The sequence below is a fragment of the Prevotella pallens ATCC 700821 genome (assembly GCF_000220255.1).
GTDB lineage: Bacteria > Bacteroidota > Bacteroidia > Bacteroidales > Bacteroidaceae > Prevotella > Prevotella pallens.
This window is the reverse complement of the sequence record NZ_GL982513.1, coordinates 938,021-955,723: the sequence shown is the minus strand read 5'-3', so window position 1 is coordinate 955,723 and position 17,703 is coordinate 938,021. Positions and strand designations below refer to the sequence as shown.

Here is a 17,703-nt window from a genome sequence, read left to right as displayed (position 1 = left end):
TGAGATATTAGTATCTTACTATAACTTATTCCCACTCTATGGTTGCAGGTGGTTTAGAAGAGATGTCGTAACAAACACGGTTTACTCCTTTCACCTTATTAATTATCTCGTTCGAAACTTTTGCCATAAAATCGTAAGGAAGTTGCGCCCAGTCCGCAGACATAGCATCGGTACTGGTCACGGCACGCAAAGCTACAGGATGTTCGTAGGTGCGTTCATCGCCCATAACGCCAACACTACGAATTGTAGACAATAGAACGGTGCCTGCTTGCCATACTTTATCGTAGAGAACTTCGCCGTCTTCACAAATGTAATTGTGCATATTCTCGATGTAAATGTCATCAGCATCTTGCAGAATACGTACTTTCTCTCGAGTAATATCTCCAAGAATACGTACAGCCAAACCTGGTCCTGGAAATGGATGGCGCTTTATTAAACGCTCTGGCATACCTAACTCGTAGCCCACACGGCGCACTTCGTCTTTAAAAAGCCACTGTAGAGGTTCGCAAAGTTTCAAATTCATCTCCTTAGGAAGCCCTCCTACATTGTGATGGCTCTTAATAACCATACCCGTAATGCTTAAACTTTCAATACGATCGGGATAAATTGTACCTTGTGCCAACCACTTCGCATCGGTTATTTTTTTAGCTTCGGCATTGAATACTTCTACAAAATCGCGACCGATAATCTTGCGCTTTTGTTCAGGATCAGTAACCCCAGCTAAATCGCTAAAGAATTTTTCTGATGCATCAACACCAATAACGTTTAATCCTAAGCCTTCATAAGCTTCCATTACTTTTGCAAACTCATTCTTACGAAGCATACCATGATCTACAAAAATACAGGTAAGATTTTTTCCTATGGCTTGATTGAGCAAGGTTGCACATACCGATGAATCAACACCTCCAGACAGTCCGAGTATCACACGGTCGTTTCCCAGCTGTTCTTTCAATTCTTTTACGGTTGTTTCCACATACGAAGCGGGGCTCCATTCTTGCTTACTACCACAAATATCTACCACAAAATTCTTTAAAAGAAGAGTTCCTTGTGCTGTATGGAATACCTCTGGATGGAACTGAACTGCCCACAGAGGTTGCGTTGTCGAAGCATAAGCAGCAAATTTCACATCGCTCGTAGAAGCTATAATTTTGCAGTTTGAAGGAATGGCTGTAATGGTATCACCATGACTCATCCATACTTGAGAGTTACTATCGAAACCGCGAAACAGTGGATTTTCTGTGTCCACACTAGCTAAATTAGCACGTCCATACTCACGTGTACCCGTTTGTTCTACTTTACCCCCGTTTTTATGCGAAATGTATTGCGCACCGTAGCAAATGCCAAGTACAGGGACTTTCCCTACAAACTGGTTTAAATCTACTTGAAATGCTTCGGGATCGTGAACCGAATAGGGAGAACCAGAGAGTATAACGCCAATCACCGATGGATCGTTTTTGGGAAACTTGTTGTATGGAAGTATCTCACAAAATGTGTCTAATTCACGCAATCGTCTACCAATTAGCTGCGTTGTTTGTGAGCCGAAATCCAAAATGATGATCTTTTGCATATATTATTTATTGTTATTTCTTCTATTTTATTATAGTTGTTCTGTTTAATATCCTAATTGTTTTACGAAAGCATCAGCCTCTGCAAGTGTATCCAACTTACCAACATCCATAAGTTTAAGGTTGTTTTTCACCTTTCCAACGAAGTGTAAATCCTTTGCATACTGCAGATAAAAGTCCATTATGGGGAATTTCGCAGAACATTCGTTCATAGCTTCAAATACTTTGTTGCCTATAACATGTATTCCAGAGAAAGCAAAAAGTGTGTACCCATACTGTTCGTTGGTAACGTTGTTATTGTCGTAAGGTTGCGTAAAGGTGAGTTCATGCAAGGTTTCGTATGGCGATTTCACTTCGCCTGTATCTACATTTGTCCATCCTACTAAACGCATATCCTTATTAAAAATAAGATAACGTTTCGTTTTTCTTAAACTTACAAGTAGAACTGCATCAACCTTTTGCTCTATTTCTGCTTCACAAGCGTAATTGTATAACGCACGTAAGTCTACATTGCTAAGTATATCTACGTTATGAATGAGTACAGGTTCGCTAGTGTTGAAAAATGGTGCTGCATTTTTTATTCCACCACCTGTATCAAGCAACATTTCTGTTTCATCAGAAACACAAATATCTACACCGAAATCGTTCTGCTGTAAATATTCAATGATTTGATTGGCAAAGTGGTGTACGTTCACCACGATACGCTTACTACCTGCTGCTACCAGATTTTTAAGAACATATTCTATAAGCGGTTTGCCTCCAACTCTTACCAATGCTTTGGGTATTCTGTCGGTAAGAGGTTTCAGACGCGTGCCAAGTCCGGCGGCAAATATCATTGATTGCATTGTATTCTGCTTTTAATGCGTGCAAATTTACTAATTAAATCTCAGACAGCAAAGAAATAAACTTATAACCTTAATTATATATGTTAAGTGCCAAAGCAAGGAGAATAACCTTCTTAATTTGTTTTATCTTCTCGCTAAAGTTTGTTTTATGCCCTGTTCACGATGTATAATATGCACTTCTATACCATACTTTTTGTTTAAATGTTCTGCCAAATGTTGAGCACAATATACGGAACGGTGTTGTCCTCCCGTGCACCCGAACGAAAACATAAGGTTTGTGAAACCACGCTGCATATAGCGTTCTACATGGTGATCGGCGAGTTCGTAGACTGGACGAAGAAATTCTACGATTTCACCATCATCTTCTAAGAAACGAATAACAGCCTCATCAAGCCCCGTTATCTTCTTATAAGGTTCGTAACGACCGGGATTGTGAGTGCTACGACAATCGAACACATAACCGCCACCATTACCAGAAGTGTCTTCAGGAATGCCTTTCTTAAAAGAAAAACTAAATACTCGTACCACCAATGGACCTTTTCCATCGTATTTGGAGAACGAGGCGGGACCGTCTAATGGGTTTGCTGTGTACACATCTTGCTCGGCGATTTTATAACCATCGGTTCTATTCTTTGCAGTTTGTACTGTCTTGTTAAATTGTGGCAATTGTGTTAGTTCCCGCAGCAATGTAAACAGATATGGATAAGGAAACATTTTCTCACCCAAATCTAATACGTCGCTGAGGTTTTGAATGGCTGGTGGAATGGATTCTATGAAGTGTTGTTTTCGCTCAAAGTAGCCACGAAAACCATACGCACCCAACACTTGCAACAAACGGAATAGTACAAAGAGAGAAAGACGATTAACAAAATGGTGTTTTGATGGTACTTCAGTAAAATGTTTCAGACTGTTATAATAATCGAAAACCAATTCGCGACGTAACTTAAACGGATATTTTGCACTTGCTTGCCATAAAAATGAGGCAAGGTCATAATAGTATGGACCTTTACGACCGCCTTGAAAATCAATAAAGTGAGGATTTCCTTTACTATCGAGCATTACATTGCGTGCTTGGAAATCGCGATATTGAAAGGCTTCTATCTTCTCCGATGTAAGGTCTTTTGCAAACATTCGGAAGTTGGCTTGTAGCTTTAGTTCATGGAAATCTATTTCGGTTGCTTTCAGAAAGCAGTATTTAAAGTAGTTCAAATCGAAGAGAACGCTCTCTTCGTTAAACTCTGCTTGGGGGTAACAATAGCTATAATCTAACCCACGTGCCCCACGAAGCTGAAAGTTAGGTAGTTCTTTTATGGTTTTGCGTAACAGTTCTTGTTCGGCTAAATTATATCGTCCGCCTGCCTCTCTCCCACCTCGAATAGCATCGAAAAGAGATATTACACCCAGATCGGTCTGTAAATAGCACATTTCATCAACAGAAACAGCAAGCACATGGGGCACAGGCAACTGTCGTTTAGCAAAGTGTTTGGCAAGATAAATAAAGGCATGGTTCTCATCGCGACTCGTACCGATAACACCAATTACCGTTTTTCCTTCACTATCAGTAAGGCGATAGTATGCTCGATTACTGCCTGCACCTGCCAATTTTTCTACATTTGCAGGAGCGCTACCTGCCCATTTTCTGTATAGTTCTACGAGTTTCTCCATTACTCTGTTAATATTTATCTTTTAATTTGTGCCTTCTTCTTCGTTTTCTTTCTCTTCTTTTGTATCTCGTTCTATTTCTTTTAAAATTTCTTCTGCTTGTTTTTTACCTTGTTTTTTCAGTTCATATTCGCGTAAGAAACCGTCTATAAGTAACAAGATAACCATTATGCCAGAAGTTATCAAGATACTTTTTGTTATTATGTAAAGCCCCCCTATGATTCCAAAGAAGACTATAAACATTTTCCAATTAAGCTTTATCTTCATGCTACAAAGTTACTCAAAAGTTTTTAGATAACGAGAAATGAGGTCAGAATTATTAGCATTTGCTAAGGTTGAAATTTTATAGCACACCCCTATAAACCCAACCAGGACATAAAAAAAAGAAGGAGAAATAGAAGCAGAAATGTAGCTCCACTTAACAGTTTGGCTATCAATGCAATACAAAAGACATAGTTTTTATATTGTAAAAACCACCATTTTACACGCTAAAAACCATTGTTTTGCAACGTAAAAACCATACTTTTGCGTTGCAAAAGTGTTGTTGCATAATTATAATTCCATTTGTATAAGAATTTAAACAGGATATGAATATAGAGAATTCCTATATCTTTTATAACGATATCGTAACAATACAGCGTATCATTATTCGCCATTTAAAATAGACAAAGACACTTGTTTGCCGTTTCAAATAAATAGGAAAGAAAGTTCTTAGAGTTTGTTAAACTCTGCCAAAGTTGCAGAATTTAAAAAATAAATAGGTAAATTTGTCAGCAGAATGAATAATATTGAACTTCAACATATAAAGCAACGTTACAACGTTGTGGGCAATTGCGATGCACTAAACAGAGCTTTAGATATAGCATTGCAGGTTGCACCCACCGACTTGTCTGTACTTATAGTAGGCGAAAGCGGAGTGGGTAAAGAGATAATTCCTCGTATCATTCACGATAATTCGCCACGAAGACGAGAGAAATATTTTGCAATTAATTGTGGATCAATCCCAGAAGGAACCATTGATAGCGAACTTTTCGGACACGAAAAAGGTTCGTTTACAGGAGCTATTGGCGAAAGCGATGGATATTTTGGTATAGCAAACAAAGGAACTATCTTCCTCGATGAGGTAGGCGAACTCCCCTTAGCCACCCAAGCAAAGCTGTTACGCGTATTAGAAACTGGCGAATATATAAGAGTGGGAGGTCAAGATATACGTAAAACTGATGTACGTATAGTGGCAGCAACCAATGTAAATATGCGTAAAGCTGTTAGTGAAGGAAAATTTAGAGAGGATTTATTCTACCGATTAAACACAATTCCTATCCAGATGCCTCCACTCCGCGACCGTGGTGAAGATATTCTTTTGCTGTTCCGACTCTTTGCTATGCAAATGGCAGAAAAATACCATCTTCCAAAAATAACATTGTCTGAAGATGCAAAGAAGATACTATTGCACTATAAATGGCCGGGAAATGTACGACAATTGAAGAATATTACCGAACAGATGTCGGTGCTAAGTGAGCAACGTGAAATAACTGCAGAGATGCTAACCAACTTTATTCCACGCGATTCAGACACTACACAATTAGCAATTATAGGCAAAGATGGAGAGCATAACTACGAAAGTGAACGCGACATACTATATCAAATATTGTATGAATTACGTGGTAACGTAAGCGATTTGCGACGTGATTTAAACAATGTTAGAAAACAGTTAGAAGAAACACGTGCATTAAACGGAGCGCAAGGGTTTGAACCTTTACCCGAAGAACATCATAACACAATGCCTATCCCTCGCAAACATACATTATCAGAAACATCTCCTTCAAATGGTTTAGTAGAATTTGCAGATGCAGAAGAAATATCAGAACCCGAGATATTAAATCTGAGTGATGTGGGCAGACAAATGGTAGAGAAAGCTCTGGAACGCAATAATGGTAATAGGAAAAAGGCTGCACAAGAATTAGGAATAAGCGATAGAACACTCTATAGACGAATAAAACAATATGGTTTGGATAGTAAATAAGTTAAGAAAAATACACCTTATATATATAATAGTAGCATTGATGGGACTCACTGCTTGTTCTGTGAGCTATAAATTTAATGGAGCAAGCATCAATTATACTAAGGTGCATACTATCCAAATTGCCGATTTCCCTATTCGTTCAGCTTATGTTTGGGGACCAATGGGACCAATGTTCAATAATAAACTGAAAGATATGTATGCCAATCATACTCGTTTGGAACAGGTGAAACGTAATGGCGATTTAAAGATAGAAGGCGAAATAACACAATATCAACAACGCAATAAAAGCGTATCAAGCGAAGGTTATTCTGCACAAACAGAATTGTCTATAACCGTAAACGTACGTTTTGTAAATAACACAAACCATAACGAGGATTTTGAAAAGCAGTTTACAGCAACAGCAAGCTACGATACAACTAGAAGTTTAAATTCTGTACAAGAAGAATTGGTAGAGCAAATGATAAAGGATTTGACAGAACAAATATTCAATGCAACTGTTGCTAATTGGTAATAATACTGAAACAAACTCTGTAAAGCAAAAGAAAAATGGATATAGCGCATTATTTTAATTATCCAGAAGAACTGAATAAGGAAACATTATACGATCTTCGGAAGCTTATAGCTATCTATCCGTTCTACCAACCAGCTCGTATACTGCTTCTAAAAAACTTATTCTTGTTACACGATGCAACTTTCGATGAAGAGTTGCGACGTGCAGCTATCTACATTACAGACCGTAGAGTGCTTTTTAATCTTGTTGAGGCAGCACATTGTCAACTACATATCGAAAAAATACAAGAAAGTGTTCTACAACCTGCAAAAGGTCAGGAACAAACAGAAATATCTACCAATAGAACAGTATCACTTATTGATAATTTCCTCGAACAAATTCCCAATATTCCAGAAAAGGAAGGAAAAGAACACAGAAAGCCTACTCCTATTGATGCAACTGTAGACTATGTGGCTTTCTTAATGAACTCGAAAGAAGAAGAAAAGAAAGAAAATGAAACACCAGAATTACGAGGACAAAGCTTGATAGATAATTTTATTCACAACGAAGGCGGAAAAATTATCTTACAAGAAAACACAGAATACGAACCAGAAGACATAGACGAAACCGATGAGGAAATAGCTACAACAGAAGATAATGGCTATTTTACTGAGACTTTAGCACGTATATATATAAAACAAGGAAGATATTCTAAAGCCTTGGAAATAATTAATCGATTAAATTTGGTATATCCAAAAAAAAATCGTTACTTTGCAGACCAAATTAGATTTCTACAGAAATTAATAATAAACAATAATAATAAAATAACATAGAAATGTATACGCTTTTAGTAATACTCATCGTTATTGCAGCTATCTTGATGATTGGTGTAGTTCTAATTCAAGAATCTAAGGGCGGAGGGTTATCATCAAACTTCTCCTCTTCTAATGCCATTATGGGTGTTCGCAAAACTACCGACTTTGTTGAAAAACTCACTTGGGGTTGCGCTATCTTTATGGTTGTGCTCAGTGTAATATCAACTCGTATTGCACCACAAGCAACAACAGACCAAAGTGTAATCGAAAAAGCAACAAAAGACGACGGAGCAACAAACCCAAATAACCTACCTAATTTTGGCGCAAGTCAACAAAAACAAGCAGCTCCTGCAGCACAAGGACAGCCAACAAAAGCTCCTGCAGCTCCTGCAAAATAATGAATAATAATAAAAAGTGCGAATTTTATTTGCATAAAACAAATAAAGTTCGTAACTTTGCAATCGCTTTTTAAAGCAATAATATATGGTGGACGTAGTTCAGTTGGTTAGAGCGTCAGATTGTGGTTCTGAATGTCGTGGGTTCGAGTCCCACCTTCCACCCCATAAAAAACAAGCGGAAATCCAATAAATAAAAGGGTCTCCGCTTTTTTTGTGTTTCATAAATAACACTCAATCTCTATAAGTATTGCTTAAATACTACAAGTGAAGCCAGAATATTAACTAAATATTGATTGAAATATGGCTACGTTTAAGGCAATAATAAATATGATTACGAAACAATACAAAAAAAATAGAGGCGACTAAGCCCCTAAATAGATTGGCGAAGGAGTTGAACCTTGCAATATGCTGCCTTTTGGGAAGCCCCGCTACCGATGCGACCATCAACCTATTGCAAATGTAAAGAGAATATTCGATAAAAGCAAATTATAATCGTTAAAAGATATGGCAGGACCAGTGCGATATCTAATTAAAAATTTAGGCGTATAAATCAAAATCTACTAATATCTAAAACAAAACAGACTGATGCCTAAGAAGAATACAACAGATATCTGTAACACGAGTAAATATATCCAGCTAATTTTCCTAAACATTTGAGTTGTTCTATTAGATTGTTTAGTAAACAGTAATCACCCTCTATAATTTTCCCACATATCTCTCTATTGAATCATTATTCTTCCTATCTGTTTATACGAAATATACAAATCTATTTATGGTTACGCTTATAGTAAATAATAAGTCTCCTGTTTAAGTAACTCACAATAAAAGTATTTCTGTCTTATCACTCAATGATGGTTAAAAGATAATCTGTACATCACTGCCATGTTTTTTCTTTATCAAATCCACCACTTCCTCTATTGTATACTTCCGCTGGTTTTGAATAGTAAGGAAAACCATCTGAAACATTACGTCCAAATCTTCATTATATCCAGTTGGAATCTTAGGACTTTTTGCCATATTAGTAGAAAATAATTCGTTTTTGATTTGAGGAACATCTAATCCCAAATATTTGCGCACCTTTTGCAAATTAATCAGCTCCATAGGAATCATTCCTGAGGTCAAAAACTCTTCATTTTCCCATTTCTCACCACGCTGTAATCCTATACCTTTCAAATGATATTCACACAGTTCGTCCCAATAACTATTATCTATTTGTGAAAGATCTTCCCAATTATCAATAATTTTTTGATAGATACCATAACCAGTTTCATAGTTCATAACAAGTTCTTTCACCGGATTATACCCAAGCCATTTCTCCAATAGAAAATGAATCAATTGCGTACTCGCATACAGTTTTTGTTTCTTAAAATACTTATCCGACAAGTTTTGTTCGTTTGTCAATATAGATAAAAGAAAATCAAACAATTGGTCTATTAAGTCTTTCCGTTCTACATATAAAGCATACGCAAGAGGAAAGCTCATTTCCTCAATCCAATCGCCATTACTATGACCATTTGTTAAAAATACAGCTGTTCTTTCAAAATATTTCCAACAGTCTTCATCTCCTTGAAACAAAAGTTTCTTAGCCTTAATATGTGTACTATTTGGAATTCCAGATAAACACAATCGTACTGTTTTTATATTCTTACGCAAATCTTCCTTTTGGGTATAAAGATCGTACATATTCAAAAAAGTCTTTACACTCTCTTCCCTATCAATAGGCTCAGCATATTTATAATGCTTAACAGCCCTATCTATCCATTTTTTCATTATTCGAATTATAACATAACAGAATGTAACTCTATATTTATCCAAAGAAACTTGTTATTATACGTTGTTAAAGTGTACTGTTTCAAATGCAACTATTTATTTTTGTTCATCTGAAAACTATTCCACTATGCAGCACATACCTTAACTTCTGCTAAAAGTTCCCCAACTCAACAATTTTTTTATTGTTCTCAACTATCTATACCCATCAAGAATAACTCTTGTAAGTCTCCACTTATCACATTTCCATTTATTGTAAGTTCAAAGTTGCCTTCTTGGTTTTTAAATGAAGAAATATTATCTAACTTTCCAAATATTATAGATACCACATCTTGCATAACCAACCTTGTAAAAGCTTGCATTTGTTGTTTTTGTTCTTCGTTCAAACTATGATATAATTCCTTGCTCGCTTTCCAATTTTTATCTGTCCCTGCAATCGGATTAGGAAGCGTTTTAAAATAATACTCAAACGTTTCCTTAAAAACTTCATCTTTTACGTTACTTACAAATTCTTCTGCGGTCATATTCGTATTGCCGATTCTATATTTTATAATATTATGAGTGCAAATCTATTAAGTGCTGCGCTTGTTTTTTTAGATAATCTGGAATTTCCATCTTTAAAATACTTTTCAGCATTTCCATATAGCATTCTTTTTCTTTAGCATCAGAAGTTCCGTTTATTATTCTGTTCAACATCCACAACGTATAAAAAGTTGGTTTCCGATTAAGCGATTTAAATAATTCTTCTTCTAATCCTTTCTTATAATGTTTTTCTAACGTGTGTACTATTTGCCCAGGCATACCAAAATCGAAATCAGAATTTTTCTCAAGAATTCTGAAAAGTGGGTCCATAAGTATTGCTGTATCCCAACCTTCATTATTCAATTCAATTATGTCTTCACACAATGCGTCTAAATCACTTATGTTAGAATCATCAATCGTATCAATAATTTCTATCTCTTTTTTTATCTCATCTATTTTATCCATATATACTATTTTTGTATTCTTATTACCACGTTATAGTTCATTACCATACAAAAGTAAAGAAATTTAGATAATCGAACAAATAAAAAGCAGTTAAGAAGATAAAATTATGAAAACAAAATAAGGGCATATAAAAGTAAACTACTACATTTGTAGCGATAAACTTTGGTGTAACATAAATGTAACGCTATATGAATATAGAAGAGCAAGAAAAAGTTTTGAAGAATCTGTACTCCAGCGATATCTCTTCTCTCTTCAAACAGAAGAAAGAATTTGAATATTCTTATTGCATTTGGGGAACATCTTTTCTATTTGAAATATATCCTTTTGATATGGAGAGGAAAAACATAAAAAGAGGACGAAAATTAGCTAAAGAGCCAACAAAAAAGAGTGGTAAGTTTCAGCATTTTTTAGATGCCGAAAACAAAGTTGTTGCTATTTATGGCTATACAGACAATTACGATTTGCCCGCCCAATATATATTCTTTGAATACCATAGTTCGGAAACCATTGTTTATAGTTTCGATATTGTAGAGAAAATAGATTACATTCAGCACTCAATCCTTAAAAATGGAAAGACAATATCCATGCTGAATATGGACTGCAAAGGAAATTTTATAGCAGAAGAATATTTCTACAACGAAAATAATCGGATAATATCCATTGACAGACAACATAAAGATAAGTCGTTATTTAAGAATACAGATTTCTTCCCCAACAACCTGTATAAAAGTAAGTTTATCTTAGAATATGCAGACGGCAATTTGTCGCAAATAAAATGGAATGCCAATGCAGAAAAAGTGATGAAAGTAATATTTCCTCTTTAATAATGCAGGTATGTAGTAAAGCAACAAAAGGAAAAGAAATTGCAAAATAAGATGGAAAAAATGAATATTGATTGGCAACATTATCATGCACCGAACAAAGAGGCTATTAAAGAAATACCTTCTCAATTAGATTATTTATTTTCTGCCAATGACGCACCAGAAAATATTGAATATTTTCTTTATAACGAATTAGCTCCCAACATAAAACATCAATTTAAAATATATGATATTATAGAACCTGTAATTGAAGTTATAGAGTTCAACATTCTTCAAAATGGGAAACATCAATATAAAAATGAGATTTTAAACTTCTTAGGATATATATTTCAAGAGTTTATTCGAGACGAAAATTCTATTTTAATTCCTCCTATAGAATATCAGATTGCAGCACAAAAATTGTCTTCGCAATATTCTAACGAGTTTAAATTTTATAAGCGTTTTCAATCTTTCGTGAAAAGCGTATTTCCTGACAATATAGAAACGCAAACGCCAGAAGTTATTTTTTATAAATCAGCATTAAACAACAATCAAAAAACTTTTGAAACGTTGATTCATCTTGCTAACTTGCAAAATATTAAAGAGATACTTTTTGCATGTGGATTGATGAGTTTCAAAAATCCAAATTTAAAAATCCACGATTTAAATATTACCACCCAACAAGATGGCATTACCAATTTAGGCTTCTGCATAAATGGAATGGAATTTGACAAAGAACTTGCTATTACTTCTCTTTCTATGCCCAAACAACAATCATTTGTATGGGGAAATGGTTATGAATGTGTTTTAGCAACATCTGCTATGATGATTGATAGTTTACATAAAGATGCAAGATATCAGAAAAACACTATCAATGATATTATGAATGGATACGACACAATAAGAAAAATAAATATTGACGAAGATTTTAATTTTCCACCCCATAAGTTTATGTTAGAAGATTTGAGCAGCATCTTATTTCATGAATATCTTGGTAAAGGTATATTGATTGATAAAAAGATGCTTACTGAAACGCAATTATATTTTTATAATTTAATGACTGAAGAATTTCGCACTCACACTTATTCGCTCCTTTATGCAGGAATAATGCCCGAAGGGATGTCTATTGAGAGCGCAAACAATATAGACGATATTTACAATTGCTACAACTAAAAAATAAATGGAAGAGTTATTAGTTTTTTCGGACAACAAGACTGGCGAAAAAGTTGGTATGTATTATAACGCATGGCTGTTTATTATCAGGTGTATTTTGGTAAAATATGGACACAAAACAGAAGCCGAAGCAGATGAAATTCTAAAGAAACATTATTATAAAAAGCCAGCCGATTTTGATGATGTAATATGCATAAGTCATGAAACTGAATATCATTGGGCAATGTTGGGTGCTTATGGCGAACAATATTGGCTGAAAGGAATGAGTGCCGAAGTACCAATAGACTACAACGAATGGTATGATAACTGCATAAAAGACAACCATTTGCTTTCTCTTTTTGAATGGTTTTAATTCTCATAATAAGGACATAAAATCAGGCTATAATAGTCTTCCGAAATTTTATTATTATAAATTTTAATTTTATAATTACAAAATAAAAATTTATAATAATAAACTTGTGCGTTTTTAATTATAAATTTTCGGGTCATAATTATCTCTCCTTTACTTAAAGGCTAAATCGACTGTTGAAAAGATAGATGTTTGCTACATCGTTACATGAAAACGAACAAAGATACATCAGTTCAGAAACAACTTATGATAACAAAATAACGACTCGAGAAAGCATCTTTCCAAATTTTTACTACGTTCATTAAAAACTTTATTTTCTTTGGTTGTTAAACGCAAAATAACTATATTTGCAAGGTAGTTAAGAACTTGTAACTATAATATTTTTAAAGATGAAATTGCGAGAAATACATAGAGTTATCTCTAATCAAACAACAAAGAATACATATTCAGTAAAATACTACATACCATTCTTTGTCTTGTTTAACTTATTGTTTGTTTCTTCTGTTATAGCAAAAGATACAAGTTCGTGCAATACAATCCAGCAGTTTGCGCATAAAGATTCTTGTAAAACTGATTTCAAGGTTTTAGAGTTCATAGAATATGCTTGGAATAAAAAAGCATTTCCTAAGGAGACGCATACCGCTATTCCTCAAATAGAACATATACATCGACTATATATTATTCCTTTCTTTGAATCGCTCACCCAAAGTGATAGAAAATCGTTACATCTAAAAATCAATAACATAAAATATAATTATCAGCACACCTTTTTAAATGTTCCATACAAAAACGATAATGATAGCATTTGCAATACGCATTTTGTTATAGATAAACTTGAATTTCCGTCCGACCAACAAAATCTATTGAACTATCTAAAAAGAAAGATTGGTAACGAACCTATAAACGTAGACGTTGCATCGGAATCTCCCACTCTATGTTTTACTTTCTGGAGAAAAAATGCTTTAATAATCGCTTGGTACAATATTTTTGATGATAAAGAAATGATACTGAAAACAATTGATGCTTACTTAGGGATAAAATCTGAATAAGAAAAACGCTTGTAAAATAGAGAGCTATAGTTGTCAAACTAAAATTCAAACAAAAATAGTATAAGAAGCTATCAAAATAAATAACTATATTTGTAGCAATAAACTCTGTTTAAAAACGTATAGTAAATTGAAAAAGGCGAGAGAAACATATCTGCTTTAAATTAAAAATGGAACATTATGTGCTTAAGTACAGATGAAAAATATACAGAATTGATAGAAGCAATAAACTCTTTAGACTGTAAAGAGGATATTATAGAAGTTCAAAATAAAGAAAAAGATGATATCATAACTGCTATCATGGACAAATATGTTGTTGGAAATCCCAGAGTTTGGTGGTTAGCTTTCAAAAAGAACCCTAAATCTTTTTCTTACGAGGACGAATTTCAATATCAAAGAATTAATCAATTTTTTAATGATGACGAAGTTTGTTATCTTATAACAGAGTTAGAAACAATCCATGTATTTAAATTGTCAGTTAGAAATATTATCAAAATTTTAGGAGAATGTTCCTTCTTCGAATATTACATAACAGATTTGAAATTCCAAAATTTGTTATGTGAAACTGATCACGGCGATTTACTCTATTTGTAAAGTTACATAAATATACCATATTAGATATGAAAAAATCAATAGAAATAATTCCTTTAAAAGGAGTAAAAATGGATAATTTGGATATTGACTTAGGAAATGATATGAAATCTATTATCAACATCTTAGGTAAACCAAATATTCAAGAAGAAAATCAACTCTATTATGATAGATATGAATTCAGATTGGATTTTGATATTAACCAAAAACTAGAGTTTATAGAACTACAAGGACCAAATACCAAGTATATAAATCCTACAATATATGGCATCAATCCTTTTGAAATAGAAGCAGATGAATTAGTAAAGCTTTTAAAAGAAAAGAATGGAAGTAACATTGACGATACAGAAGCACAATATAGTTACTGCTTTTCTGATATTTCTGTTGGTATATGGCGACAGAATATTCCTGAAAATTTTTCTGAATATGAAATAAAAGATGCCACAGAAGAAGAAAAAAATATTTGGAAAACTGAACAAAATAAAGCAAAATTCTTTTGGACAATTGGCATTGGAAATGTTGGCTATTATGATATTTAAATAAACAAAAAAATATGGCAAGATATTTAGAACATTTTTAGCAGAAGTAAAGATAATAAGCAACTTATATCTGTTAAAGACTCTTCAGAAATATATTTGAATATTCCAAAACTAAATTGTTCTATTCAGTATACATAAACATATTTCTCATTAGATAATGTTATTTCATATATGTTGCCATATTTAAAAGTAATATTGATATCGTGCCATAATCACCTTATTTCGGTTAATTTGCCAAAAGTTTTTGTTGCTAAATCAAAAGAAATAGAAAAATCGTTATTACGTATAATTAAATGAAACAAGAATGTTGAGCCTTCGCAAATAACTCCTTCTACAAAACACAAATTAGAAATGCCATTTGTTATATTATTAAAGAGTAGTTTTTTAAAATCGTTAATCATTAATTTGTTTTCTGCATTTACGATATACACATTATTAAATGCCTTTGAATAAGGAGCTTCTACAACAGCAATAGCATTATAACTTTTAGAATAATCGGCTATTAATCTGTCTGTTATATTTTCTCTTTTATACGTTTTACCTTTGAAAGACCAAGTAATAGCTATTGGAGTTCTATCAAAAATATTTGAATGTTCTTTTAAAACATCTGAATAAAGATACTTGAAGTCTTTTATTTCTTCCATTTTATTTATTCCATAACTGTTCAATGTTATACAAAAGTAATGAAATCTAAGAAATGAACAAAATAAAAATCCATTTCACTATATATTATTCGTTATAATTTGCGACTACTTCTTCTATAATTTGGCGCTTATTCAAATATAATTTCGCAAAGGTTTAGCTTTGTCTGATCGTCGCTAATAAACATCTTGTTGCCCCATATATCCAATATACGGAAGGAAGTATAACCTCTTGGCATAACAACATCTATTAGTGTACAGTCTGAAAGACGTAACAGCTTAGGTTTTCCTTTCCATTCATCATTCTTGAATATAGGTGAAATAATCAAGTAATTCTGTTCTGCTGAAAACTTGCCCCTTACTCCATGCTTTCCTGGTAATTGATTTAAGTTATCTTTACCCCATAATTTTCTTTTAATCAATCCATCTTTGCTTATTTCTACATAAGAGTAATATCCCATCATACTTAATCCTGCTGGGTTTATTGTACTACTTTCCAGAAAGGCATACAACTTCTCATTTTGTTCATAGATTGAACCTATCAAAGGATAATTATAATTATAATCGGCTAAAGCAAAATTTCCATTTACCTTTTTTACAGCATCAAGATGTTGCTGACGAATTTCTTCTTTGTTATATATACACGAGCCATTATGAGTCCAACGGGCAGTTTTCTTATCAAAATCAACAGAAAGTATAGCAAAAGAATTGGTAGCTTCTAACATAGAATCAACCCTACATACTATTGGAAAAGTATCATTTATTCCTGTAACAGCCACTTTCATAGGTATTCCTCTGAGCGTCCACTCTTCAATTGAAATAGGTAACCATTCACTTTCCTGAGTTTGTAATAACCATAATGTATTACTAGCACCACAAAGCAGCAATATTCCTTTATCGCAGGATAAAAGTACAGGCATCTTCCAAATATCCTGTTGTTCTTTGGCTTCTGGAGTAGGGAAAAAGCGGACGTTTTTGCCCTTTATCCATAGTATTCCATCTTGTTTTTTCTCTGAATGATAAATAGAAAATACTATTTCGTTCTCACCACGCATCACCATTTCTTTACCACCGGTTGGACTATATTTAAAGGAAGTTCTAGATAACTGTATATCTTCAAACTCCCAACTGTCTATTACTTTTAGTTTTGCTTTCATATAAATTTATATTTTATTGTGCAGTTAAAGCCAAATATTATTTATTAGAAATATATTGGCTATTCGTTTTCTCATTTACTCTGTACATCTTACACAAAACAATCGTATGCATCTCCCATATTTTCAAAGTCTTCTTGTAACCAATAAAAATAATCGCCTTTGCTTTGATATAATTGTTCTAATAGTTCTGTAAATGAATTTGCAATAATTGGCTGTTCTCCTACAACTCCATGCCTATCCCAAAAGCTATCATAACATCTTCCTAAACGTTCTTTAAATAAATCTATTGTTATGAATTGTGGATTATCTTCTGCTATTATAAACCAATTATTACTAATATCATCAGGAACATCTTCGCCTATTATAATAGGGTTGGCTTTTTTAAAACCTTCTATTCCGACTATTTTCACAGAATAATTTGATTTTTCCCAAAACGTAATAGAAGTATAATTTTCAAAATAAAATCTCAAATCATCAGGTAATATAATACCTAGTTCAATATTTATAGGCTTTTCTCTTTTCACCAATTTACAGCCGTTTGTTTCTGAAATTGACTTAAGAATTCTTTGAAGTCTTTCCATAACGTTCTTTTTCATTACCATTGTGCAAATATACATTTTTATTGGTAACTAACAAAAACACTTACTTAATTTTTGGGGACTTACTTATGTATTTTCTTTTTATAACTACTGCTTGAAAAATTATAATTAGAAAATTAAAAAACATAATTACAATTTTAAAATTTATACCCGTTGGCGGAATTAATCAATAGATAAAATATCAGAAATATGAATGTAAAAAAAGTTGCACATGTCGCTAAAAATCAGTAACTTTATGATAATCAACAATACTGTT

20 protein-coding genes and 1 tRNA gene are annotated in these 17,703 nt (G+C 33.3%); 11 read left to right on the top strand and 10 right to left on the bottom strand.

All coding sequences use genetic code 11. The features are described from left to right. Positions 1-25: 25 nt before the first annotated feature. From guaA to HMPREF9144_RS03590, 4 genes are all read right to left on the bottom strand, one after another. Positions 26-1,567 (bottom strand): glutamine-hydrolyzing GMP synthase, encoded by a 1,542-nt coding sequence (gene guaA, locus HMPREF9144_RS03605; RefSeq protein WP_006044511.1) that lies wholly within the window; start codon positions 1,565-1,567, stop codon positions 26-28. Positions 1,568-1,612: 45 nt separating this feature from the next. After that, positions 1,613-2,410, bottom strand: a complete 798-nt coding sequence (locus HMPREF9144_RS03600; RefSeq protein ID WP_006044510.1) for a nucleotidyltransferase family protein — start codon at positions 2,408-2,410, stop codon at positions 1,613-1,615. Positions 2,411-2,533: 123 nt separating this feature from the next. Further along, on the bottom strand, positions 2,534-4,075 hold the full coding sequence (locus tag HMPREF9144_RS03595) for a RapZ C-terminal domain-containing protein (RefSeq protein WP_006044509.1): 1,542 nt from the start codon (positions 4,073-4,075) through the stop codon (positions 2,534-2,536). A 21-nt stretch (positions 4,076-4,096) separates the two neighbouring features. After that, positions 4,097-4,339 (bottom strand): hypothetical protein, encoded by a 243-nt coding sequence (locus HMPREF9144_RS03590; RefSeq protein ID WP_006044508.1) that lies wholly within the window; start codon positions 4,337-4,339, stop codon positions 4,097-4,099. Positions 4,340-4,850: 511 nt separating this feature from the next. Between HMPREF9144_RS03590 and HMPREF9144_RS03585 the strand changes: the two genes are divergently transcribed. The 5 genes from HMPREF9144_RS03585 to HMPREF9144_RS03565 all read left to right on the top strand — a co-directional run bounded on the left by HMPREF9144_RS03585 (position 4,851) and on the right by HMPREF9144_RS03565 (position 7,963). After that, positions 4,851-6,095: a sigma-54 interaction domain-containing protein gene (locus HMPREF9144_RS03585; RefSeq protein WP_006044506.1), complete on the top strand. Its 1,245-nt coding sequence runs from the start codon at positions 4,851-4,853 to the stop codon at positions 6,093-6,095. A 40-nt stretch (positions 6,096-6,135) separates the two neighbouring features. Beyond that, positions 6,136-6,606: an LptE family protein gene (locus tag HMPREF9144_RS03580; protein ID WP_370992415.1), complete on the top strand. Its 471-nt coding sequence runs from the start codon at positions 6,136-6,138 to the stop codon at positions 6,604-6,606. 35 nt (positions 6,607-6,641) lie between these two features. Continuing rightward, positions 6,642-7,418, top strand: coding sequence for a DUF8458 domain-containing protein (locus HMPREF9144_RS03575; RefSeq protein WP_006044504.1), 777 nt, complete (start codon positions 6,642-6,644; stop codon positions 7,416-7,418). 2 nt (positions 7,419-7,420) lie between these two features. Next, positions 7,421-7,798, top strand: coding sequence for a preprotein translocase subunit SecG (secG, locus tag HMPREF9144_RS03570; protein ID WP_006044503.1), 378 nt, complete (start codon positions 7,421-7,423; stop codon positions 7,796-7,798). Between the two features lie 88 nt (positions 7,799-7,886). Then, positions 7,887-7,963: transfer RNA gene (locus HMPREF9144_RS03565), tRNA-His, on the top strand. A gap of 690 nt (positions 7,964-8,653) precedes the next feature. Here the strand turns inward: HMPREF9144_RS03565 and HMPREF9144_RS03560 are convergent. The 3 genes from HMPREF9144_RS03560 to HMPREF9144_RS03550 all read right to left on the bottom strand — a co-directional run bounded on the left by HMPREF9144_RS03560 (position 8,654) and on the right by HMPREF9144_RS03550 (position 10,552). Continuing rightward, the gene (locus HMPREF9144_RS03560; RefSeq protein WP_006044502.1) at positions 8,654-9,568 is read right to left on the bottom strand and encodes a hypothetical protein; all 915 of its coding nucleotides are present in this window, start codon (positions 9,566-9,568) and stop codon (positions 8,654-8,656) included. Positions 9,569-9,756: 188 nt separating this feature from the next. Next, positions 9,757-10,089 carry a hypothetical protein gene (locus HMPREF9144_RS03555; protein WP_006044501.1) on the bottom strand — a complete coding sequence of 111 codons (333 nt, stop codon included), beginning with the start codon at positions 10,087-10,089 and terminating at the stop codon, positions 9,757-9,759. 31 nt (positions 10,090-10,120) lie between these two features. After that, positions 10,121-10,552 carry a hypothetical protein gene (locus HMPREF9144_RS03550; protein ID WP_006044500.1) on the bottom strand — a complete coding sequence of 144 codons (432 nt, stop codon included), beginning with the start codon at positions 10,550-10,552 and terminating at the stop codon, positions 10,121-10,123. A gap of 188 nt (positions 10,553-10,740) precedes the next feature. On the opposite strand from HMPREF9144_RS03550, the gene HMPREF9144_RS03545 reads away from it, so the two are divergent. From HMPREF9144_RS03545 to HMPREF9144_RS03520, 6 genes are all read left to right on the top strand, one after another. Then, complete coding sequence (locus HMPREF9144_RS03545) at positions 10,741-11,376, top strand: hypothetical protein (protein WP_006044499.1); 636 nt, start codon at positions 10,741-10,743, stop codon at positions 11,374-11,376. 51 nt (positions 11,377-11,427) lie between these two features. Next, the gene (locus HMPREF9144_RS03540; protein ID WP_006044498.1) at positions 11,428-12,525 is read left to right on the top strand and encodes a hypothetical protein; all 1,098 of its coding nucleotides are present in this window, start codon (positions 11,428-11,430) and stop codon (positions 12,523-12,525) included. 7 nt (positions 12,526-12,532) lie between these two features. Continuing rightward, a complete protein-coding gene (locus HMPREF9144_RS03535) occupies positions 12,533-12,877 on the top strand; it encodes a hypothetical protein (protein ID WP_006044497.1) in 345 nt (114 codons plus the stop codon). Between the two features lie 386 nt (positions 12,878-13,263). Further along, positions 13,264-13,923 carry a hypothetical protein gene (locus tag HMPREF9144_RS03530; RefSeq protein ID WP_006044495.1) on the top strand — a complete coding sequence of 220 codons (660 nt, stop codon included), beginning with the start codon at positions 13,264-13,266 and terminating at the stop codon, positions 13,921-13,923. Positions 13,924-14,100: 177 nt separating this feature from the next. Then, positions 14,101-14,514, top strand: a complete 414-nt coding sequence (locus tag HMPREF9144_RS03525) for a DUF6756 family protein (protein ID WP_006044494.1) — start codon at positions 14,101-14,103, stop codon at positions 14,512-14,514. Between the two features lie 26 nt (positions 14,515-14,540). After that, positions 14,541-15,050, top strand: coding sequence for a hypothetical protein (locus tag HMPREF9144_RS03520; protein ID WP_006044493.1), 510 nt, complete (start codon positions 14,541-14,543; stop codon positions 15,048-15,050). Positions 15,051-15,262: 212 nt separating this feature from the next. On the opposite strand, the gene HMPREF9144_RS03515 is transcribed toward HMPREF9144_RS03520, so the two are convergent. From HMPREF9144_RS03515 to HMPREF9144_RS03505, 3 genes are all read right to left on the bottom strand, one after another. After that, positions 15,263-15,694, bottom strand: a complete 432-nt coding sequence (locus HMPREF9144_RS03515) for a hypothetical protein (RefSeq protein WP_006044492.1) — start codon at positions 15,692-15,694, stop codon at positions 15,263-15,265. A 128-nt stretch (positions 15,695-15,822) separates the two neighbouring features. Then, positions 15,823-16,848 carry a hypothetical protein gene (locus tag HMPREF9144_RS03510; protein ID WP_006044491.1) on the bottom strand — a complete coding sequence of 342 codons (1,026 nt, stop codon included), beginning with the start codon at positions 16,846-16,848 and terminating at the stop codon, positions 15,823-15,825. Positions 16,849-16,937: 89 nt separating this feature from the next. After that, complete coding sequence (locus HMPREF9144_RS03505) at positions 16,938-17,429, bottom strand: SMI1/KNR4 family protein (protein WP_040595552.1); 492 nt, start codon at positions 17,427-17,429, stop codon at positions 16,938-16,940. Between the last annotated feature and the right edge of the window lie 274 nt (positions 17,430-17,703).